General features: G+C 42.1%; 16 protein-coding genes. 10 read left to right on the top strand and 6 right to left on the bottom strand.

Annotated elements, in window-relative coordinates; genetic code table 11:
* Nucleotides 1-285: 285 nt before the first annotated feature.
* The gene (polA, locus tag A9260_RS12180; RefSeq protein WP_068699350.1) at nucleotides 286-3,111 is read left to right on the top strand and encodes a DNA polymerase I; all 2,826 of its coding nucleotides are present in this window, start codon (nucleotides 286-288) and stop codon (nucleotides 3,109-3,111) included.
* A gap of 534 nt (nucleotides 3,112-3,645) precedes the next feature.
* On the opposite strand, the gene yihA is transcribed toward polA, so the two are convergent.
* The gene (gene yihA, locus A9260_RS12175; RefSeq protein WP_068699348.1) at nucleotides 3,646-4,302 is read right to left on the bottom strand and encodes a ribosome biogenesis GTP-binding protein YihA/YsxC; all 657 of its coding nucleotides are present in this window, start codon (nucleotides 4,300-4,302) and stop codon (nucleotides 3,646-3,648) included.
* Between the two features lie 211 nt (nucleotides 4,303-4,513).
* On the opposite strand from yihA, the gene A9260_RS12170 reads away from it, so the two are divergent.
* The 5 genes from A9260_RS12170 (at nucleotide 4,514) to hemN (ending at nucleotide 8,991) form a co-directional block, all read left to right on the top strand.
* On the top strand, nucleotides 4,514-5,131 hold the full coding sequence (locus tag A9260_RS12170) for a c-type cytochrome (RefSeq protein ID WP_068699345.1): 618 nt from the start codon (nucleotides 4,514-4,516) through the stop codon (nucleotides 5,129-5,131).
* 658 nt (nucleotides 5,132-5,789) lie between these two features.
* On the top strand, nucleotides 5,790-6,440 hold the full coding sequence (locus A9260_RS12165) for a class I SAM-dependent methyltransferase (RefSeq protein WP_068699342.1): 651 nt from the start codon (nucleotides 5,790-5,792) through the stop codon (nucleotides 6,438-6,440).
* A complete protein-coding gene (yihI, locus tag A9260_RS12160; RefSeq protein WP_068699340.1) occupies nucleotides 6,427-6,987 on the top strand; it encodes a Der GTPase-activating protein YihI in 561 nt (186 codons plus the stop codon). Before A9260_RS12165 ends, yihI begins: the two co-directional genes overlap by 14 nt.
* 5 nt (nucleotides 6,988-6,992) lie before the next feature.
* Nucleotides 6,993-7,487, top strand: a complete 495-nt coding sequence (locus tag A9260_RS12155; protein WP_068699338.1) for a DUF2489 domain-containing protein — start codon at nucleotides 6,993-6,995, stop codon at nucleotides 7,485-7,487.
* Between the two features lie 130 nt (nucleotides 7,488-7,617).
* Nucleotides 7,618-8,991: an oxygen-independent coproporphyrinogen III oxidase gene (hemN, locus tag A9260_RS12150; RefSeq protein WP_068699336.1), complete on the top strand. Its 1,374-nt coding sequence runs from the start codon at nucleotides 7,618-7,620 to the stop codon at nucleotides 8,989-8,991.
* A 76-nt stretch (nucleotides 8,992-9,067) separates the two neighbouring features.
* Here hemN and glnG read toward each other — a convergent pair whose 3' ends face one another.
* The 3 genes from glnG to glnA form a co-directional block, all read right to left on the bottom strand.
* Nucleotides 9,068-10,477, bottom strand: coding sequence for a nitrogen regulation protein NR(I) (glnG, locus tag A9260_RS12145; protein WP_068699334.1), 1,410 nt, complete (start codon nucleotides 10,475-10,477; stop codon nucleotides 9,068-9,070).
* A gap of 23 nt (nucleotides 10,478-10,500) precedes the next feature.
* Nucleotides 10,501-11,556, bottom strand: coding sequence for a nitrogen regulation protein NR(II) (glnL, locus tag A9260_RS12140; RefSeq protein WP_068699331.1), 1,056 nt, complete (start codon nucleotides 11,554-11,556; stop codon nucleotides 10,501-10,503).
* A gap of 232 nt (nucleotides 11,557-11,788) precedes the next feature.
* Nucleotides 11,789-13,198, bottom strand: coding sequence for a glutamate--ammonia ligase (glnA, locus tag A9260_RS12135; RefSeq protein ID WP_068699329.1), 1,410 nt, complete (start codon nucleotides 13,196-13,198; stop codon nucleotides 11,789-11,791).
* 565 nt (nucleotides 13,199-13,763) lie between these two features.
* On the opposite strand from glnA, the gene typA reads away from it, so the two are divergent.
* From typA to A9260_RS12115, 4 genes are all read left to right on the top strand, one after another.
* Nucleotides 13,764-15,593 (top strand): translational GTPase TypA, encoded by a 1,830-nt coding sequence (gene typA / locus A9260_RS12130; protein ID WP_068699327.1) that lies wholly within the window; start codon nucleotides 13,764-13,766, stop codon nucleotides 15,591-15,593.
* A gap of 223 nt (nucleotides 15,594-15,816) precedes the next feature.
* A complete protein-coding gene (locus A9260_RS12125; RefSeq protein ID WP_068699325.1) occupies nucleotides 15,817-16,731 on the top strand; it encodes a virulence factor BrkB family protein in 915 nt (304 codons plus the stop codon).
* The gene (gene dtd / locus A9260_RS12120; RefSeq protein ID WP_068699323.1) at nucleotides 16,703-17,137 is read left to right on the top strand and encodes a D-aminoacyl-tRNA deacylase; all 435 of its coding nucleotides are present in this window, start codon (nucleotides 16,703-16,705) and stop codon (nucleotides 17,135-17,137) included. Before A9260_RS12125 ends, dtd begins: the two co-directional genes overlap by 29 nt.
* A gap of 44 nt (nucleotides 17,138-17,181) precedes the next feature.
* Nucleotides 17,182-18,105: a bifunctional GNAT family N-acetyltransferase/hotdog fold thioesterase gene (locus tag A9260_RS12115; RefSeq protein WP_068699321.1), complete on the top strand. Its 924-nt coding sequence runs from the start codon at nucleotides 17,182-17,184 to the stop codon at nucleotides 18,103-18,105.
* Between the two features lie 14 nt (nucleotides 18,106-18,119).
* On the opposite strand, the gene A9260_RS12110 is transcribed toward A9260_RS12115, so the two are convergent.
* Both A9260_RS12110 and pckA read right to left on the bottom strand, forming a co-directional pair.
* Nucleotides 18,120-20,027 carry an AsmA family protein gene (locus A9260_RS12110; RefSeq protein ID WP_068699320.1) on the bottom strand — a complete coding sequence of 636 codons (1,908 nt, stop codon included), beginning with the start codon at nucleotides 20,025-20,027 and terminating at the stop codon, nucleotides 18,120-18,122.
* 104 nt (nucleotides 20,028-20,131) lie between these two features.
* Nucleotides 20,132-21,760, bottom strand: coding sequence for a phosphoenolpyruvate carboxykinase (ATP) (pckA, locus tag A9260_RS12105; RefSeq protein ID WP_068699319.1), 1,629 nt, complete (start codon nucleotides 21,758-21,760; stop codon nucleotides 20,132-20,134).
* Nucleotides 21,761-21,846 lie beyond the last annotated feature (86 nt).

The raw sequence follows: 21,846 nt of genomic DNA, 5'->3' as shown, positions 1-21,846 counted from the left end.
CACTGAAAATCTTTGTCCACACGCCCCGATCACGCAAGGATCTTTCTGTATAATATTAGATCTATATTAAGCTGTTGATTTTAAATGGCTTTAATGTGTGATTTTGATTTTTATCTACAGGCTTTTTTATCCAGAAAATAATTTGCACACAAACTTATCCACAGTCTGAAGCTTTGTGTTAAGTAATATTTGTTGGTGTAAATAAAGGCTATCTAGATAAGCGAGGTGACTCGTGGCATCCTATACCTAAGTTATCCCACTTCTTAATAAGCTGGACACCAATACATGGCAACTATTCCTGAAAATCCACTGATATTAATCGATGGCTCTTCATACCTATATCGAGCATTTCATGCTTATCCGGGCACTATGAGCAATGGCGAGCATCCAACAAACGCAGTTTATGGCGTTATGAATATGCTGAGAAGCATGATGCGTCAGTTTTCTAGTGACCGTATTGCTGTCATTTTTGATGCAAAAGGTAAAACATTCAGAGATGACATGTATCCGGAATATAAGGCCAATCGTCCACCGATGCCGGATGATCTTAGAAGCCAAATAGAACCATTGCATAATATGATTAAGGCAATGGGTTTACCTCTAATTTCAGTGTCTGGTGTTGAAGCCGATGATGTTATTGGTACATTATCCGCAGCTGCCTCAAAACAAGGTATGCCAGTGCTGATCAGCACCGGTGATAAAGATATGGCTCAGCTAGTTGATGAGCATGTGACTTTAATCAATACCATGACCAATGTTGTTTCAGACAGAGAAGGGGTGATTGAAAAGTTTGGTATTCCACCTGAGCTTATTATTGATTACCTCGCATTAATGGGCGATAAGGTTGATAACATTCCCGGTGTACCTGGTGTTGGTGACAAGACTGCGACTGCACTTTTGCAGGGCCTTGGTGGGCTTGATGATATTTATGGCAAGCTTGATGATATTGCCGCTCTAGGTTTTCGCGGTTCTAAAACGATGGCGAAGAAGCTCGTCGAACATAAAGACTCGGCTTACCTTTCTTATCAGCTTGCGACCATAAAACTGGATGTTGAATTAGAAGTCGGCCTAGAAGACCTCGTTAAATCGACGCCAGATAAAGATCTGTTAATTTCTTACTATGGTCAAATGGCATTCAAATCTTGGCTTAATGAGTTACTTGAAGGTGGCACGGGTATTGTTGAGGCTGATGAGAAATCAGGCCGTACAATAAGTGCTGGTTCTAAGGGTGCTAGTAGCAAGGGCGCTAACAGTGCAGTCTCATCATCTGTTGCGACAAAAGCAATCACCATAGATCGCAGTCAGTACCAAACAATTCTAGATGAACAAAGCTTCAATACTTGGTTAGAAAAGCTCACTAAAGCTGAGGTTTTTGCTTTTGATACTGAAACAGACAGCTTGGATTACATGGTGGCTAATTTAGTCGGCTTATCTTTTGCCACAGCGGAAGGTGAAGCCGCGTATGTACCTGTCGCTCATGATTATTTAGATGCACCGGCACAGCTTGATCGCGATTGGGTGTTAGAGCAACTTAAGCCTCTACTTGAAGATCCACAACAAGCAAAAGTGGGTCAAAACTTAAAATATGATATGTCGGTATTGGCACGATACGATATTGAAATGCAAGGTATCGCGTTTGATACCATGCTTGCTTCATACGTTTACAATAGCGTAGGTGGCAAACATGACATGGATAGTTTAGCGCTGAGATTCTTACAGCACCCATGCATCTCTTTTGAGCAAATCGCGGGTAAGGGTAAAAAGCAGCTAACGTTCAATCAGATCGATCTTGCTGAAGCATCGCCATACGCGGCAGAAGATGCTGATGTTACCCTGCGTTTACACAATCATATCAATGGACTTTTAAAAGAGAATGAACAGATCAACTCTGTTTACCTTGATATTGAAATGCCTTTAGTTCCTGTTCTTTCTCGTATCGAACGTCGCGGTGTCTTAATTGATGACATGTTATTAGGCACTCAATCCCAAGAAATTGCACAGCGTCTTGATGAGCTGCAAATTAAAGCATTTGAGCTGGCAGGCAAAGAGTTTAACCTTAGCTCGCCAAAGCAGCTACAAGCCATCTTGTTTGAGGAAATGGGGCTGCCGGTTATTAAGAAAACCCCATCAGGTGCTGCTTCAACCAACGAGGAAGTGCTGCAAGAGTTGGCACTAGACTACCCACTACCTAAGCTTATTCTTGAGCATCGTGGGCTGGCTAAACTCAAATCTACCTATACCGATAAGCTACCTAAGATGATCAACCCCACTACTGGGCGAGTGCATACTTCTTATCATCAAGGCGTGACGGCGACAGGTCGTTTATCTTCAACCGATCCTAACTTGCAGAATATCCCAATTCGTAATGAAGAAGGTCGTCGCATCCGTCAGGCATTTGTCGCGCCACATGGTTGGAAAATATTAGCGGTCGATTACTCTCAAATCGAACTGCGTATTATGGCGCACCTATCGGCTGATAAAGCGTTACTGGAAGCATTTAGAACTGGTAAAGATATTCACGCTGCTACGGCCGCAGAAATCATTGGTGTTGATATTAATGAAGTATCAAGCGAGCAACGTCGCCGAGCCAAAGCCGTTAACTTTGGTTTGATTTATGGCATGAGTGCATTTGGCTTAGCTAAGCAATTGGGTATCCCTCGTGGTGAAGCTCAGCATTATATGGATACGTACTTCGAGCGTTACCCGGGTGTTATGCAGTACATGGAAGAGACTCGTAGCCAAGCAACAGAGCAAGGCTATGTTGAAACCTTGTTTGGACGTCGTTTACATCTGCCTGAGATCAACGCTAGCAATGGTATGCGTCGAAAGGCCGCTGAACGTGCTGCAATCAATGCGCCAATGCAGGGTACTGCGGCGGATATCATCAAGAAAGCGATGTTATTAGTTGATGAATGGATTGAAAGCCAAGAGGGTGAGCCTAAAGTTCGTATGTTAATGCAAGTACACGATGAATTGGTATTTGAGGTTCGTGAAGATGTATTACAAGAAATTGAAAGTAACATACAGAAATTGATGGAAGCCGCTGCAGAATTGGCAGTACCGCTAGTGGCTGATGCAGGGCACGGTGACAACTGGGATCAAGCGCACTAACGCGTTATTGAAGTATAATTGCAACATTACTGAGATGCCGATCACTTAACCAATATTTATTTTAGTGTTAAACGCACAACATAGCTCTGTTAAGTGGTGGTGTCTTTTTTGAAAAAAAACTACAAAAAGTGTTTGCTTTTGCTCTCAGATCGGGTAAATTTATCTGTGTAGGGTACAGAGGTAAGATGTTCCATCTTTCAGACCTTTTGTTTCACGTTATTAGAATTTATATAAATTCATACGCCTCAGCCGTTATTTGGCTGAGGCGTTTTTTATTGCCTAAAAGAAAATATTCCTCTTTATATATTAGTATATTAGCTTTCCATTCTATACATTAAACTAGCCTGTATAGGCTTATTCCCAGTCTGTAAGCTTGTTCAGTTATTCATGTGCTACTGAGCCATGTATGGGATGAATTCGATTGATATGTAGCGTATGGGCGGTATTTGAAGACTTGTTAAGGTTTGTATGTAACTTACAAACAAAAAACGCGACCAATAGGCCGCGTTCGATATTACTGAGTAAATTTAAGCGTTATTCTTGCTCTGGAGCATCGCTATTGTTTTCTTCTTCTATTACTTGCTCAAAAGCAGGTGCGAACCAAGTGTCTAGACGGGCGCGAAGTTGATCAACGCCAAATCCTTTCAATGAAGAGAATGCTTCAACATTCACATCACCACCAAAACCAATAGCATCGTTTTGAACTTTAAGCAGTGCCGCTTTACGAGCACCACTTTTCAGTTTATCTGCTTTTGTTAATAGCACTTGCACCGGAATACCTGAGTCTACCGCCCAAAATATCATCTGCTGATCAAGATCTTTCATTGGATGACGAATATCCATCAATACCACAAGACCTTTTAGGCATTGACGCTTTTGCAGGTATTCACCCAAGCTTTTTTGCCATTTCTTTTTAAGTTCGATAGGAACTTGAGCAAAGCCATACCCTGGTAAATCGACGATATGACAGTTTTCATCAACTTTAAATAAGTTAATAAGCTGAGTACGGCCTGGGGTTTTACTGGTTTTTGCTAGTGAACGTTGGTTCGTTAGGCGATTGAGCGCACTAGATTTTCCCGCATTAGAACGACCAGCGAATGCAATTTCGATACCTTCATCTTCTGGTAGGTGGCGAATATCTGGGGCACTGGTTATAAAATGAGTATTTTGGTAATGAATTTTTGCGCTCACTGTTAACTCCATCGCGACTTTGTGTAGTCGACTGATTACTTTTTTGTGAATTTGTGTAAAATAACCGTGTTCGGCATTAGTACGCCTATTCTAGCACGACAAAAGGCGGCACCTATGGCTTGTTCAACTTTTCGGGTACTTTTATTCAATCTAGTAGATAAATACTGAGCAAAACTTCGCCTTGGAAGCTCAACTATTATAATGGAATGTCATGAAGAAATTAGTTCTAATCGCAACTCTTTTTGCTAGCTGCTCTGTATTGGCTGCAGGTAGTATTGAAGCAGGCAAAACAAAATCAACAACTTGTGTCGCTTGTCATGGTACAGACGGCAATAGTCTAGTGGCTATTTACCCAAAACTGGCTGGCCAACATGAAGGCTATATGATCAAGCAGCTTAAAGATTTTAAATTAGGCGCAACCAGTGGTGGTAAGCAAGGTCGTTATGATCCTGCGATGAGTGCGATGGCTATTCCTTTATCTGAACAAGATATGGCTGATTTGGCTGCTTATTATGCCTCTATACCAACGTCAGAAAATACCACACCAGAAAATGTTATTGAGCAAGGCCAAGAGTTGTATCTAGCAGGGAACGCAGAGCGCGGAGTTACCGCTTGTGTTGCTTGTCATGGACCACGAGGTAACGGTACTAGCTTGTCAGGTTTCCCTAAAATTTCTGGACAGCACGCCGATTACATTAAGTCGCAATTACAGAAGTTTGCCTCTATGGATAGAGATAATGACCTCAATGGCATGATGCACGATGTAGCCAAGAAGCTAACAGAAGAAGAAATGGACGTATTAGCGAAATATGTCGGTGGTCTTCACTAATTTATGTACTTTATAAAGGCTCATTTTTTGAGCCTTTTATGCATATGGTTTTGATTTTATTCATGCTTAATTAGTTATAAAACAGACAGTTTAATCAGAGTGTGATTTTTTATCCTTGTATATTGAATATCCCGTTAACTAATTGAATAATAATACAATATAGTGGTTTTGTTTAAAGTGTGATCAGCCGGGTTGTTTAGTAATTGCACATTTTTCTATCAAGAGTAAAGTAGTCGCTGTTGAAGGATATGATGATTGACGATTTAATCTTACTCAGGATGAGTAGAAGGAATCCATCGCCTTTGGCGATCTTGGGATAACATTGGATGGTTTGTTTTCTCATGTGAGAACCCGAATAGGAATGGCTTGAATGAGCCTCTGCAAATGGATATTTTGCCACGGATAATAAAAATCATCAGGATGATGAATAACAAAATACTGGCACGGAAAGCACTAATAACAAATGGAATTTAGAGAGCGATAGGGCAACCTATCGCTTTTTTATTGCCTATAGATTCCAATGTAGAGAATTTAGCCCTCTTTGTTTTATTCGTTATTGCCTAATAAACAGAAAAAAACCGCTAAATTGCAGATTTTTTCTACACTCTTTCTTCATATTTTGTTAAGTTGCGCCTCTTAAGCTAAATAGGCGTCTTGAATGTTTGATTGTCCACTTTGTCATCACGATGACATTCAATTTTATTGGGAAGACAAGCGTAGGCAGTATCATCAGTGCCAGCGTTGTCAGCTGGTGTTTGTTGATCCCAATCAGAGATTAGATTCAAGCCAAGAAAAGGCCCACTACGATCTGCATGATAATGACCCATCCGATGCTGGATATCGTCGATTTTTATCTCGTGTACAGAAGCCTCTTATTGAGAGAGTCGGTCAGCAAAAGCAGGGATTAGACTTTGGTTGTGGTCCAGGCCCTACATTATCTTTGATGATGCAGGAAGCGGGTCACAATGTAGACTTATACGATCTCTACTACTATCCAGATACCAGTGTATTAAATAAGCAATATGATTTTGTTACCGCAACTGAGGTAATAGAGCATTTGTATACACCAGATACTGTTTGGAATCAGTGGATTAACTTGCTGAAACCCGGTGGTTGGTTAGGCTTGATGACAAAAATGGTACATGATGTCGATGCCTTTTCTACTTGGCATTATAAGAACGACCATACCCATGTGGTATTTTTTAGCAGAAGCACTTTTGAGTTTTTAGCTGACAGAGACAAGCTAGAACTAGAGTTTATTGAAAACGACGTAATTTTATTGAGGAAGTCGAGCCATGAGTCGACATAAAAAATCGAGAAAAGCAGGTTCAACCGGCGATGTAGATCTAATTGTAACCCGTAACCGCTCTGAGTCAGATGTTGAGGGACGTGAACGCAAGAAAGTGAAAAAGCGTAAAGGTCAGAAAGCTGGTAACCGCCACTCGGCTGGCAATGAGTCAAAAGATATTCTTGGACGCGGTCAACGTGATCCTCGTATTGGCTCTAAGAAAAAAATTCCGCTTATTATAGAGGCGAAAGTGAAGCCGACTAAGCAGCAGCGTAAATTGACTGCTGAGCAAGAGTTGGATGCACTAGAGAATGATGCACAACTAAATGTGTTACTTGAGCGTATCGAAAACGGTGACTCTCTAGGTGTAGGTCTACAGTCTTATGTTGACCAAAAATTGGATCGCATTGAAGCACTGATGAATCAACTGGGTTTACTTGAACCAGAAGAAGAGCCAGAAGCGGTTGTAGAAGCGCCAAAAGCAGAACGTAACAGCAAGAAAGCTAAAACGGAAGACGAGCTACTTGCATCATTTGAAGACCTAGATTTAGGCGACTTTAGGGACTAAAGGCAATGGATATGGCTGTGCTGGCTTTAATTGGAGCTATCATCATCCTTGGGTTGGGGAGCTATGCGGTTTATTTACTTAATAAACTCAAAAAGCAAAAGCAACTCATTCAGCAGCATCAAGCTTTAGCAATTGAAAAGCGTAATGCCAAGATTTTTGAAAGCGTTGATACCTTATGCCTTGCCGGTATACAGGGGCAATGTGACCTTTCAGAGCTGAGTATTCGTCTTTGTAATATTCTGGATTACGTTCAAGGGGAGCAACGAATTGACGTTGCTTCTCGTCATCCAGCATTAAGTGAGTTATTTGAGATTGTTAAGGGTATGGAGCGAGGCGAAGAGCGTCAGAAACTAGCCAAGCAAGATCGAATGAAACAGAACTTAGCTCGCCATAAAGCAGAGAATCGCTTAAATGATGCAATTATTGAAGAGTTAAAAGATCTTCAAAGTCAGGTTGCTCCTCTAAATAACCAAATATCCATTCAAATGCGCAACATCTAATTGGTAGCATTGATGTGATTTAGCTAGAAAATATGCAGGGTTTTTCTCGATATTTGCTGGCTATCATCATTGTCTATCGATAGATGTGGCAAAATACCCACCCTTAATTAGTAGTACTCAGGATATAGACATGTCTAGTCAACAAATTATCTGGGATCAGAGTGTATTAGATAAATACAATTATTCTGGACCACGTTATACCTCTTACCCAACGGCTGTGGAATTCCATGAAGCATTTACCGTTGCAGAGTTAGACATTGCGTATATGCAGTATCCTGAACGTCCATTATCTCTTTATATCCATATCCCATTCTGCCATAAGCTTTGCTATTACTGTGGCTGTAATAAGGTGATTACTCGTCATCAGCATAAAGCGGATGAGTACCTTGATGTTTTAGAGTTTGAGATTCGCCAGCGCGCAGCTTTACTTACCGATCGTAAAGTAAATCAACTGCACTTTGGTGGTGGCACACCTACTTTTCTGACCAAACCACAAATCACTCGCTTAATGACGGTGATTTATGACGAATTTAACTTCAATGACAGTGCAGAAATTAGCATAGAAGTTGACCCGCGTGAGATTGAACTAGATATGCTCGATCATCTGCGTGAGAGTGGCTTTAATCGCTTGAGCATTGGGGTTCAAGATTTTAATAAAGAAGTACAAAAGGTAGTAAACCGTGAGCAAGATGAAGAGTTCATTTTTGCTATGGTTGATCGAGCGAAAACGTTGGGTTTCCGTTCAACTAACCTAGACCTTATTTATGGTCTTCCGTTACAAACGGCCGCTTCATTTGCCGAAACAATGCGTCAGGTTCTGACAATGCGTCCTGGACGTCTATCTGTGTTTAACTATGCGCACATGCCTCAATTGTTTGCCGCGCAGCGTAAGATCAGAGATGAAGATTTGCCAGTGGCCTCTGAGCGTATGGCTATTTTGCAACAAACTATCGAGACACTGACCTCTGAAGGGTATCAGTTTATTGGTATGGATCACTTTGCATTGCCTGAAGATGAATTAGCGGTTGCTCAGCGTAATGGTGAGTTGCATCGTAATTTTCAAGGTTACACCACTCAGGGTGATTGTGATTTGATTGGTTTTGGTGTGTCGGCTATCTCTATGGTTGGAGATACTTATGCGCAGAATCAAAAAGAGCTAAAACTGTATTACGCGCAGATGGAAGAAAAACGCTATGCACTATGGAAGGGCGTGTCTCTTGATAGTGATGATTTGATTCGTCGCGAAGTGATTAAACAGCTGATTTGTAACTTTACTCTTAATAAGGGTGAGATAGAGCAGCAGTTTGGTCTGACTTTCAATGAGTATTTTGCTGAAGATTTACAGCTTCTACAGACCTTCATTAATGATGAACTGGTTGAAGTGACTGATTCGGATATCTCAGTAAATTTACGTGGTCGTTTATTGATTCGAAATATCTGTATGTGTTTTGATAAGTACTTTAGAGCTAAGGCTCGCCAGCAACAATTTTCACGCGTTATTTAACCGAAAATAAAAAAAGTGGTCTGCATATTGCGACCACTTTTTTGTTGTTATTTTCGGGGGATATTACCGCACCAAATTAAGTCAGGCTGAGTTCTTTTAGCTTCCGAGTCAGGGTGTTTCTTCCCCATCCCAGTACTCGCGCCGCATCTTGTTTATGTCCATTGGTGTGGTTAAGAGCCGCTTTCAATAAGATGCGCTCAAATTCTGGCAATGCGTGGGAGAGTATTTCCGTTTCACCAGACGCCAAAGCCGTTCTCGCCCACTTATCTAATAACTCCTGCCAATCTGAATTATCACTAGTGAAGGAAATACTGCGCTCTTCAACCAACTCTTGTGGTAAATCCGATGGTAATATTTCACTGCCGCTTGCCATTACGGTTAACCAGCGACAAGTATTCTCCAGTTGTCTTACGTTTCCGGGCCAGCTTAATCGCGTCAGAATTTCGATGGCTTCCTTCGACAGTGTTTTGACTTCTACAGTGAGTTCTTCTGCGGCGAGATTAAGGAAGTGCTGCGCAAGCTTTTCGATGTCTTGCTTGCGCTCTCGTAGCGAGGGAATGTGCACTCGAATGACATTTAAGCGATGAAACAGATCTTCTCGAAAACCGCCGTCCTTAACCAATGATTCTAAGTTTTGGTGAGTTGCCGCAATAATACGTACATCCACTTTAATCGCTGAGTGTCCACCGACACGATAAAACTGACCGTCGGCTAAGACACGCAATAATCGAGTTTGGATATCCAACGGCATATCACCGATCTCATCAAGAAACAGCGTGCCACCGTTAGCTTGTTCAAAGCGGCCTTGGCGAACACTATTCGCGCCTGTGAAAGCCCCTTTTTCGTGACCAAACAGCTCTGATTCAATGAGATCTTTTGGAATTGCCGCCATATTAAGTGCGATAAAAGGGTTTTTACTACGAGGGCTATGTTTATGCAGAGCGTGAGCAACTAGCTCCTTACCTGTCCCTGACTCACCATTAATAAGTACCGAAATAGACGATCGAGAAAGGCGTCCAATAGCTCGAAACACTTCCTGCATCGCAGGCGCTTCACCGATAATTTCTGGTGTTTCATCTCGGCTAATATGAGCAGGGTTGTTGCTTTGTTTCTGTTCATGGCTATGCGTAATAGCACGTACCGATAAAGCCAGCGCCTCATCAATATCAAAGGGCTTAGGAAGGTATTCAAATGCCCCTTCTTGGTAAGCATTGACTGCCGCATCAAGATCGGAGTGTGCCGTCATAATAATGACCGGTAAGACAGGATCCGCTTTTTGAATCTGCTTGAGCAATTCCAGCCCGTCCATACCGGGCATACGGATATCCGATATGATGACGTCGGGAACCTCGCGCTCTAATGCTAAGAGTACACTCTCAGCATCGGCAAAAGTTTCACACTTAATATTTGCGCTTGAGAGTGTTTTCTCTAGAACCCAGCGTATAGAACTGTCGTCATCAACGACCCATACATAGCCTTTACTCATTGTTATGTCTCCTAGCGCTGTTTCTAATAATCTAAAATGGGTAGATACACGGTGAATGTTGTTTTTCCGGGCCAACTGTCTACGTCAATTTTTCCATGGTGTTGGTCTACGAGGTTTTGCGAAATAGAGAGTCCGAGTCCGGTTCCTCCTTCACGCCCACTGACCATGGGATAGAATAATGTATCGAGTAGCTCAGGCTTGATACCGGGGCCGTTATCTACGATTTCAATTTTTGCCGCGAGCTTAACGCGCTCGCCATGGATATTGACCTGATGTTCTGTACGAGTGGTTAAAGTGATTAAAGCATCACTATTACCTTGTAGAATTTGCGCCGCATTACTGACGATATTAAGTAATGCTTGTTCGATTTGTTCGCAATCCATTTCGATATCAGGAAGGCTAGGGTCGTAGTCTCGTTGAATACGAACATTATCGCCTACTTCCAGTGCGACCAGCTGACGTACCTTTTCTAATATTACGTGAACATTTTCAGGCTTTTTGGTGCCTAACCTTTGTGGACCCAGTAAGCGGTCAACCAAATTTCTTAATCGATCAGCCTGCTCTATGATGATTTGAGTGTATTCACGCAGTGATTCTGACGGCAGCATTTTTTCGAGTAATTGCGCCGCGCCGCGTAAACCACCAAGTGGGTTTTTTATTTCATGAGCAAGGCTTCGTACTAGTAGTTTTGCTGCTTGTTGCTGAGCATGCTGGTTGAGCTCTTGGTTCAGTCTTCTTTGCTGATCTACCTGTCTTAATTCCACAAGTAGCATTAATTTCTTTTCCCAAGAGACCGGGCTAATAGTGAGTTCTAATAGAAGTGGTTTTCCGTCAATAACAAAAGTAACACCACTGTCGGTGATGCTTTGCCCTGAAATCAGAGGCTGCTCAAATACGGAAAAGTCGATTGAAGAGTGATCAACCATTTCTGGCAAGTGCTGATGAATGCAACGGCTTTTGCTTTGCCCGAACAGCTGTTCAGCTGATGGGTTTAAATAGCAAACTGTTAATGATTCGTCCAATAGCAAGGTGGCTGTAACAAGTTGCTCTAAGACGGTTTCAGCTAATGCTTTACTCACAGAAAGTCCTTTTTGGTGCACTGGGTTAGTCCATATAAATTATTGCACATATTTGGTGCAATAAAAGCTACAGCTTAAGGTTATTGTTGCTTATGTTTAATGATGCAAAAAGCTTGCCGTTTATTAATGTTATTTCGATTGAGATGGGTGGTTTGTATTAATTATTGAGTGAAAAATTTGGGTAAAAAAAAGGCCTACCAATGGTAGGCCCTTTCAATGTTTAAATTAAAGATTAAACAGAGTAGTAAAGTTCAAACTCAAGTGGGTGAGTTGTCATGTTGATTTTCTCAACATCTTGAGATTTCAGAGTGATATAAGAATCAATGAAATCATCAGAGAATACGCCACCGGCTGTTAGGAACTCACGGTCTCCATCAAGAGCTTCTAGAGCTTCCTGTAGTGAAGCTGCAACTGTTGGGATTTCAGCTGCTTCTTCTGCAGGAAGGTCGTATAGATCTTTATCCATAGCTTCGCCAGGGTGGATCTTGTTCTTAATTCCGTCAAGGCCAGCCATTAGCATTGCAGAGTATGCAAGGTATGGGTTTGCCGCTGGGTCACCAAAACGAAGCTCGATACGACGTGCTTTAGGGCTTGGTACTACTGGGATACGGATAGAAGCAGAACGGTTACGTGCAGAGTATGCAAGCATAACAGGAGCTTCAAAACCAGGAACTAGACGCTTGTAAGAGTTAGTTGCTGGGTTAGCAAATGCGTTGATTGCACGTGCGTGTTTGATGATACCACCGATGTAGTAAATCGCTAGGTCAGAAAGGCCGCCATATTTATCACCAGCAAATAGGTTTACGCCATCTTTTGCTAGAGATTGGTGAACGTGCATACCAGAACCGTTATCGCCAACAAGTGGTTTAGGCATGAAAGTTGCTGTTTTACCGTAAGCGTGAGCTACGTTATGAACAACATACTTATAAATTTGAGTTTCATCAGCTTTAGTTGTTAGCGTGTTAAAGCGAGTAGCAATCTCGTTTTGACCAGCAGTAGCAACTTCGTGGTGATGCGCTTCAACTACTAGACCCATTTCTTCCATGATTAAACACATAGCAGAACGGATGTCTTGAGATGAATCAACAGGAGCTACTGGGAAGTAACCGCCTTTAACGCCAGGACGGTGACCTTTGTTACCGCCTTCAATCTCAGAACCTGAGTTCCAAGAAGCTTCAATGTCATCAATCTTGTAGAAAGAACCTGACATGTCAGTGTTAAATTTAACATCATCGAATAGGAAGAATTCTGGTTCTGGACCGATTAATACGGTGTCAGCAATACCAGTAGAGCGCAAGTACTCTTCAGAACGTTTAGCAATAGAGCGAGGGTCACGATCGTAACCTTGTAGCGTAGCTGGCTCAAGAATATCACAACGAATGTTCAGAGTTGAATCTTCAGTAAACGGGTCAAGAACAGCACTTGCTGGATCTGGCATCATTACCATGTCAGATTCGTTAATGCCCTTCCAACCTGCAACAGATGAACCGTCGAACATTTTACCTTCTTCGAAGAAGTCAGCGTCAACTTGGTGCGAAGGAATAGAGATATGTTGCTCTTTACCTTTAGTATCTGTGAAGCGTAGGTCTACAAACTTAACTTCGTTTTCTTGGATCAGCGATAATACATTTTCAACTGACATCGTGGATAACCTCCAGTGTTGTTAAACGTGATTGCTCAATTTTGGTGAGCGTAAAGTCCTAAGACTCAATTTACACTCTTTTTTAGTCATCGAACAATGAATATTTTCTATTGATTTTCTTAATGCGAAAGCTGTGCCAACTTTAATTAACTCTTTAATATCAATGGTTTGACGTTATTTGCACTGTTTTGATTTGTCTTTGATGCACCATAATGATCCGCTAATGCACTGTTTTGGATCAATAAATTGCATGGTTTATCGACTTTGATTTCATTTCGTCGACGGACTTAGAGTTAAAAATACAAAATAGTGTGAGATCGCCCAACCTTGGTGCGAATAAGTATCGGTTGATGATCCATCTCTATATAGGTGTTTTTTTGTTTGTGCTGCTCATAATTTGGCGATTTAGAAAGAAAATGGTCGATTTATAGAAAATATGGCAGGAATAAGTAAGGGATAGATCACATCTTGTTGGGATTTTGGTTAAAATCTGATACATTACGGCAAATTTTTTTTATTCCTGTCATCGGCAAACCGCCGAGACGCTACTGAGTGAACTCTATTCATGTCTACTCCACAGATTGAAAAGTTAAGAAATATCGCCATCATTGCGCACGTTGACCATGGTAAAACAACACTGGTTGACAAGCTGCTACAGCAATCGGGTACGCTTGAGTCTCGTGGTGAAGCTGAAGAGCGCGTAATGGACTCGAATGATATCGAGAAAGAACGTGGTATCACCATCCTGGCTAAAAACACGGCGATCAACTGGCACGATTACCGTATCAACATCGTAGATACTCCTGGACACGCCGATTTCGGTGGTGAAGTTGAGCGTATCATGTCTATGGTTGATTCTGTTTTGCTAATTGTTGATGCAGTTGATGGCCCAATGCCTCAAACTCGCTTCGTAACACAAAAAGCATTTGCACACGGCCTTAAGCCAATTGTTGTTATCAACAAGATTGACCGCCCTGGCGCTCGTCCTGATTGGGTTATGGACCAAGTATTTGACTTGTTCGACAACCTAGGCGCAACTGATGAGCAACTAGACTTCACTGTTGTTTACGCTTCAGCACTTAACGGCTGGGCTTCAATGGAAGAAGGCGTTGTTGGCGAGAACATGGAACCATTGTTCCAAGCAGTAGTTGATACTGTTGAAGCGCCAAAAGTTGATATCGATGGTGCATTGCAAATGCAAATCTCTCAGCTTGATTACAGCTCATACGTTGGTGTTATTGGTGTAGCTCGCGTAACTCGCGGTAGTGTTAAACCTAACCAGCAAGTAACGATTGTTAACGCTGAAGGCAAAAAACGTAATGGTAAAGTAGGTACTGTTCTTGGTTACCTAGGTCTTGACCGTCACGAAGTTGACCAAGCTAACGCGGGTGACATCATTGCAATTACAGGTCTTGGTGAACTGAAAATTTCAGACACTATCTGTGACGTTAACAATGTTGAAGCTATGGAACCACTTTCTGTTGATGAACCAACAGTAACAATGACTTTCCAAGTAAACACTTCTCCGTTCGCGGGTAAAGAAGGCAAGTTCGTTACTTCACGTAACATTCTTGAGCGTCTTGAAAAAGAATTGGTTCATAACGTTGCATTGCGTGTTGAAGAAACTGAAAGTCCAGACCGTTTCCGTGTATCAGGCCGTGGTGAGCTTCACCTATCTATCCTGATTGAAAACATGCGTCGTGAAGGCTTTGAGCTTGCTGTATCTCGTCCAGAAGTAATCATCAAAGAAGAAGATGGTCAAAAACTGGAACCGTTTGAAACGGTAACTATCGATGTAGTTGAAGAGAACCAAGGTGCGATCATGGAAAGCATCGGTCTTCGTAAAGGTGAGCTAACAGATATGGCACCAGATGGTAAAGGTCGTGTTCGCATGGACTTTATGATGCCTTCTCGTGGTCTTATCGGTTTCCAAACTGAATTCCTAACAATGACGTCTGGTTCTGGTCTTATCTACCACTCATACGATCACTACGGTCCATACAAGGGCGGTATCATTGGTCAACGTAACAACGGTGTTCTAGTTTCAAATGCAACTGGTAAAGCACTGACTTACGCATTGTTCTTCCTACAAGCGCGTGGCCGTCTGTTTACTCAGCATGCTGATGAAGTTTATGAAGGTCAGGTTATCGGTATTCATAACCGTTCAAACGACCTAACTGTAAACTGTCTTAAAGGCAAGCAGTTAACTAACGTTCGTGCATCTGGTACAGATGAAGCACAGGTTCTTTCTCCACCGATCAAACATACTCTTGAGCAAGCTCTTGAGTTTATCGATGAAGATGAACTAGTAGAAGTAACGCCACTAAACGTACGTATCCGTAAGAAACTTCTTACTGAAAACGAACGTAAGCGTGCATCTCGCCCAGCAAAATAAGAGTGCATTAGCTTTTAGCTAATCTGCTAACTTATTAAGCCCTGCAGTAGTCGTCTTTGGACTGACCTCTGTGGGGCTTTCTTTTACTGTTGAATGAGTTTTGCTAAACTGATTTAACTTTGTCAGGGAATTGATTTTAAGACTTATTTTTTAACCACTTAATTTCCCAAACCTCACTCTGTAGGTTAGAAATTAAGATTGGTATTACAGCAGGATGCAGTAAATGCTCAATCTTCCAAACTGGGTGCATGTGATGTTGCACTACTTTAGCTACCTTTACCAAAGAGGCAAACACGATAGGTTACCTGTGAATGCAGGTTATATGGCCTACATTACGTTGCTCTCTTTAGTGCCGTTGACCACGGTGACTTTAACCGCATTATCGCGAGTGCCGATGTTTGATGGTGTCGGAGATACTATTCAGAAGTTTGTGTTTAGTAACTTTGTCCCGACAGCGGGTGAAGCCATTCAGCATACGCTTAACGAGTTTATTGCAAATACCGGTAAAATGACCTCAATCGGGTTGGTTTTCCTATTTTTTGCCGCATTATTGCTGATCTCCGCTATCGATAAAAACCTCAATTATATTTGGCGTGTTCGTAAGAAGCGTCGTACGGTTTATTCGTTCTCAATGTACTGGATGGTATTAACCTTAGGTCCGTTACTAATGGGGATGAGCCTAGTGTTTTCTTCTTACATCAGTTCCCTAAAAGTTTGGAATGAAGATACGCTTCATCTGATGTACAGCTTACTTCCTATTACATTTTCTTTTTTAGCATTCTTTGGGCTTTATTTATTAGTGCCTAATATTAAGGTTCGTTTTAATCACGCACTTGCTGGCGCATTGGTTGCCGGTTGCTTATTTGAAGTCAGTAAAAAGCTGTTTGCGTATTATGTGTCTCAATTTCCATCGTACCAGTTAATCTATGGGGCTCTAGCTGCGGTACCGCTATTGTTCATGTGGATTTATTTGTGTTGGATGATCGTATTGATAGGCGCTGAAATCACCGCCAGTTTGGGTGAAGATGAAGTATGGCGAGTGAATGAACCATTTAGTATTGAGTGGTTTTTGCATTACCAAACATTATTAATGAGAAAAAGGATTCGAAGTGATAGCTCTGATACAGAGAGTGAGTGAAGCGGCAGTTAAAGTTGATGGCAAAGTTATCGGTGAAATAGAACAGGGCTTACTTGTTCTATTAGGCGTTGAAAAAGACGATGATGAAGCGAAAGCCAAACGACTGATGGAACGCGTCACCACTTATCGCGTCTTTAGTGACGAGCAAGATAAAATGAATCTGAACGTAAAGCAGGTTAATGGTAGTGTATTAGTAGTGTCTCAGTTTACGTTGCCTGCTGATACTAAGAAGGGGACGCGAGCAGGTTTTTCTCGTGGCGCAGCGCCGCAAGATGCACAGCGACTTTATGATTACTTCTCCGATAAATGTGAGGAAGTACTTCCGACCCAACGTGGTCAATTTGCAGCAGATATGAAGGTCTCTTTAGTCAATGATGGACCGGTGACTTTTTGGCTGCAAGTCTAGGGTTAGCCACCCATAACTAATTGATTCAATGGATCTGAAATCGTATGTTTAAGCTAATTACCCCAAGTACGGAAAACCAATTACAGAAGTATTATCACTTTCGCTGGCAAATGCTACGTGAGCCTTGGCAAAGACCTAGAGGCTCAGAAAGAGATGAATATGATGAGTTGAGTCATCATCGAATGATCGTTGATGGGCGAGGACGCCCAGTGGCGATTGGTCGTCTGTATGTGACGGCCGATGATGATGGTCAAATCCGCTACATGGCCGTTAAAAATAACCGCCAAGGTAAAGGTGTCGGTTCTTTGATTATGGTGGCGCTAGAGTCACTTGCTCGCGAAGAAGGCGTAAAGCGACTGGTCTGTAATGCTCGCGAAGATGCGATTGAGTTTTATCGTAATAATGGCTTTGAGAGCCAGGGAATGATGAGTGATGAGCGTGGTCCGGTTCGTCACCAGCAGATGATTAAAGCTATCGACCCAATGGCAAATGTTCTGCGTCGTCCTGATTGGTGTAATGAGTTACAAAAACGCTGGGAAGAGCAAATTCCGATCAGCGACAAAATGGGCATTAAGATTAATCAGTACACAGGTTACAAATTTGAGTGCGTTGCTCAATTAAACCCAAACCTTAATCCGCACAATACCATGTTTGCAGGCTCTGCATTTACACTGGCTACTTTGACTGGTTGGGGCATGGCATGGTTATTAATGAAAGAGCGAAATCTGCATGCTGATATTGTTTTAGCTGACAGTAATATTCGCTATCGCTGCCCAGTAAAAGAAAGCCCTAAGGCCAGCACTTCATTAGATGGAATTAGTGGCGATCTTGCCAGACTAGAAGGTGGTCGCCGCGCGCGAATTATCATTAAAGTCTTTATCTATAGTGGTACTCAAACAGCGGTTGAGTTCACCGGCACTTATGTGTTGCTTCCTAGTTCACAAGCAAATCAAACTTTAAGCGTTTAAGCCGATAAACCTGTTTAAGGTTGCGGGCAGGTCACTGCAATTTGGCTTCGCCCTTTAGGTAATGTTGATGATAGAGAGACGCAATCGGCATCGATTTTTAATGTAATGCCGCCTTCATTTGGAGTGACTAGATCAAGACTACCTTGTAGATCCCCTGTAAGGTTGTTACTCACAAATAGTGTCTCAGGTACATTGATAATCCCACGCTTTGCCTGAATATTAATTTCAGGAATAATCACCGTATGCTGTGGTTGAGTGGCGAAAGGTATCGAAATCTTCACATCATGAGGCGCAATGTTAATCTCGCCATCTAGGCTGTGTCTTAGCATTAACTCATCACCACCGAGACCGTTTAAATCGGCACTGACATCCGTCAGTCCTTGCCAATCTACAGCGATACCCAATGGGCTGGCGAGTTCTTTTAAAGGAATGCCATACGCTCGAACTGATAACTCCCATGGGGTACTTATTAGCCCAAGGTTTATTAGTGAGTTAGCTTTGATTAACCCATCATTAATTGGCAGAAATAACTGCTTAATTCGCCAAAGCCCATCAACAGTTTGAGTTTCTAGGTAGGGCTTAATTGACGTGATCCCCCAAGCGGTGAAGCTATTGGCGCTGGCAGCAAAAGAGCCATTCCACAATGCCCATTGATTATCTTGTTTTACTGTTAAATTCTCACCTTGTGCATTAAGGCTAGAGAACTGCCAATGACTGGCATTTGAAATATCAATTATTTGGCTACGTTCAACTTTAAGCGTATTGATTTGAATCTGCTTTAAAGTGTCAAAATAGCGAACTAAAGCACCTGAAACTTGTGGATCAGTGATGCTCCATTCTAGATTTTTCACATCAAGTTCATTAAGTAATAAATGCTCGGGGGACAATTCTCCGCTCGTATTAAACTGTCCTTGTTCAAAAAGAAAGCTAAGTTGATCAAATTGAATGTGTTGCTGTTCAATTTGTGCGGAAAGTTGTGGTTCGAGAATAACTTGCTCATGCCACGCAACACTTTCTGCGGAAAAAGTCAGTTTACTTTTTTGCATCCAAACGGGGGTTTTTAAGCTCCAGTGATCTAGCTGTAATTGCACTTGGTTTAAGGCTAGATCATCTTGTTGCCAACTTGATTGCTCAACTTTGATGTGCTCGATTATGTCTATATTGTTGAGTAGTTCGGCTAAAGACAGGTGTTGTGGCAGAGAAACTTGAGTTTGAGAAACCTCGGGTTGAACAAATTGAGCTTTAGATAGATGCAGGTTACGTATCAATGCATCGTTTATTGTCCATGATTGGCCATGTTGTTCTGCAATAAGCTGAATGTCACCGCCGCGCCAATTAAAGCTAAGTAAGTTTAATTGTGTGTTGTCTTGTTGGTAGTTGAGTCTAGCTTTGAAATTATCCAGCGCTTCACCTTTCCAATACACTTGTTCGCTATCAATGTTGATATCGCCTTCGGGGAAAGTTGCACTTGGTGTGAAGGTTAGGTGGATATCGCGGGCGATAAAATCATGGTTAGCAAAGTCCATTCCTTTAACGTCGATATACTGCGGCTGCCATTGCTTAAAGAGCTGTTTTAACTCGTGAGTATCTGAAATGCCATGCGGTAAGTTCACCCCAGAAATCGCAATGTTAGACATAACAATAGGGGCTGACCAATCCCAATGTGTATCAATAGTGATTTGCACGTTGTCGATAGCGATTGCCGTATTATTTGCTTGCTCAATCGTTACTTGGGAGAGAGTTAGGGTATTGGGATACTGATAATGAGATTCACCAATGCTGACTGCTTCACTGGTGACACGGGATAAGACTTGTTGGGTAAGCCAATTTGAGTGAGATGTTTTTAGATACAAAAACAGTGCTACACAGCTGGTAAGCAATAGCAGTAGAAACCAGCCACTGATTTTTAGTGCAGCTCTCATTATATTTCCCAAAGATTTTCACGTATGGCTAAAGATGACTGATATCTTATTGTTTATCAATAAAAAAGCCCCTGAAACAGGGGCTTGATAGGTAAGTTATAACGTTAATCCAGTTGTGGGCCAGCTTTCACTAGTGCTTGTCCATCTGCATTGTCTGTATATTTCTCGAAATTATTGATAAAGCGAGCGGCTAAATCTTTTGCCTTGCTTTCCCATTGTAGCGGGTCAACATAGGTGTCTCGTGGATCAAGAATCTCAGTATTTACGTCATGCAATGCGGTTGGTACTTCTAGATTAAATATTGGAATAGTCGTCGTTTCGGCGTTTTCAATCGAACCATCTAAAATGGCATCAATAATGGCGCGAGTATCTTGAATAGAGATACGCTTGCCTGAACCATTCCAGCCAGTATTGACAAGGTAAGCTTCAGCGCCAGCCTCTTCCATGCGCTTCACTAACACTTCTGCATACTTAGTTGGATGTAGAGTAAGGAACGCCGCTCCAAAGCAAGCAGAGAAGGTTGGGGTTGGTTCTGTAATACCACGCTCTGTACCTGCCAGTTTAGCGGTAAATCCAGATAGGAAGTGATATTTAGTCTGCTCTGGTGTCAGTTTAGAGACGGGTGGTAATACACCGAAGGCATCAGCAGAAAGGAAAATCACCTTGTTTGCATGACCACCTTTGGAAACGGGCTTAACGATGTTTTCAATATGATGAATCGGGTATGAAACGCGAGTATTCTCAGTTTTTGAACCGTCATCAAAGTTGATTGAACCATCATTGCGCACCGTGACGTTTTCTAGCAGCGCATCACGACGGATGGCATTGTAGATATCAGGCTCTGCTTCTTTAGATAGCTTGATGGTTTTTGCGTAACAACCACCTTCGTAGTTAAATACGCCGTCGTTATCCCAACCATGTTCATCATCGCCGATTAACGCGCGTTTAGGATCAGTCGATAGGGTAGTTTTACCAGTACCGGAAAGGCCGAAGAATACCGCTACATCACCTTCTTCTCCCATATTGGCAGAGCAGTGCATTGAAGCTATTCCCTGCAAAGGAAGGAAGTAGTTCATCATAGCGAACATGCCTTTCTTCATTTCACCGCCGTACCAAGTACCGCCGATAAGCTGCATTTTTTCGGTTAGGTTAAATATGGTAAAGTTTTCAGAGTTTAAGCCATGCTCTTGCCATTTGCTGTTAGTGCATTTGGCGGCATTCATTACGACAAAATCAGCTTTAAAGGTGGCTAACTCATCTTCTGAAGGGCGCAAAAACATGTTTTTCACAAAGTGAGCTTGCCATGCAACCTCTGTTATCACTCGTACTGCAAGGCGGGTATCAGGGTTGGCACCGCAATAACCATCGACAACAAAAAGACGCTTATTAGATAGCTGAGTAGTGACGACCTGTTTAAGATCATTCCATATTGCTTGATCTATCGGTTTGTTATCATTTTTTACAGTATCTGTAGTCCACCACATATTGTCACGAGTCGTGTCATCTTTGACAATGAACTTGTCTTTAGGTGAGCGACCAGTAAATATTCCAGTATCAACCGCCACTGCGCCTAGTTCCGTCACAATACCTTTCTCGTAACCCTGAAGAGTGTCGCTAGTCTCTTCGGCAAAAAGCATTTCGTAACTCGGATTACGAATGATCTCTGTTGAGTCGTTGATACCATATTCAGCAAGATTGATGTTTGCAGTCTTAGTATGTTCCATAACGGTCATAGATGCTCCTTGTCGGGTATTTATAATAATGTGTAAAACGCTACCGAATTTATAAGTTTTTTAATAAGTAACAGTATTGACTATAT

Source organism: Vibrio sp. UCD-FRSSP16_30 (genome assembly GCF_001676025.1).
Taxonomy (GTDB): Bacteria; Pseudomonadota; Gammaproteobacteria; order Enterobacterales; family Vibrionaceae; genus Vibrio.
This window is presented reverse-complemented; position numbering and strand designations above follow the sequence as displayed.

Excerpts from the sequence above, each read along its gene's own strand:
- A9260_RS12115 (WP_068699321.1), top strand. The coding sequence starts at position 17,182 with ATGTTTAAGCTAATTACCCCAAGTACGGAAAACCAATTACAGAAGTAT.
- A9260_RS12155 (WP_068699338.1), top strand. The coding sequence starts at position 6,993 with ATGGATATGGCTGTGCTGGCTTTAATTGGAGCTATCATCATCCTTGGG.
- polA (WP_068699350.1), top strand. The coding sequence starts at position 286 with ATGGCAACTATTCCTGAAAATCCACTGATATTAATCGATGGCTCTTCA.
- yihI (WP_068699340.1), top strand. The coding sequence starts at position 6,427 with ATGAGTCGACATAAAAAATCGAGAAAAGCAGGTTCAACCGGCGATGTA.
- A9260_RS12125 (WP_068699325.1), top strand. The coding sequence starts at position 15,817 with ATGCTCAATCTTCCAAACTGGGTGCATGTGATGTTGCACTACTTTAGC.
- glnA (WP_068699329.1), bottom strand. The coding sequence starts at position 13,198 with ATGTCAGTTGAAAATGTATTATCGCTGATCCAAGAAAACGAAGTTAAG.
- A9260_RS12170 (WP_068699345.1), top strand. The coding sequence starts at position 4,514 with ATGAAGAAATTAGTTCTAATCGCAACTCTTTTTGCTAGCTGCTCTGTA.
- glnG (WP_068699334.1), bottom strand. The coding sequence starts at position 10,477 with ATGAGTAAAGGCTATGTATGGGTCGTTGATGACGACAGTTCTATACGC.
- hemN (WP_068699336.1), top strand. The coding sequence starts at position 7,618 with ATGTCTAGTCAACAAATTATCTGGGATCAGAGTGTATTAGATAAATAC.
- A9260_RS12110 (WP_068699320.1), bottom strand. The coding sequence starts at position 20,027 with ATGAGAGCTGCACTAAAAATCAGTGGCTGGTTTCTACTGCTATTGCTT.
- pckA (WP_068699319.1), bottom strand. The coding sequence starts at position 21,760 with ATGACCGTTATGGAACATACTAAGACTGCAAACATCAATCTTGCTGAA.
- A9260_RS12165 (WP_068699342.1), top strand. The coding sequence starts at position 5,790 with ATGTTTGATTGTCCACTTTGTCATCACGATGACATTCAATTTTATTGG.
- typA (WP_068699327.1), top strand. The coding sequence starts at position 13,764 with ATGTCTACTCCACAGATTGAAAAGTTAAGAAATATCGCCATCATTGCG.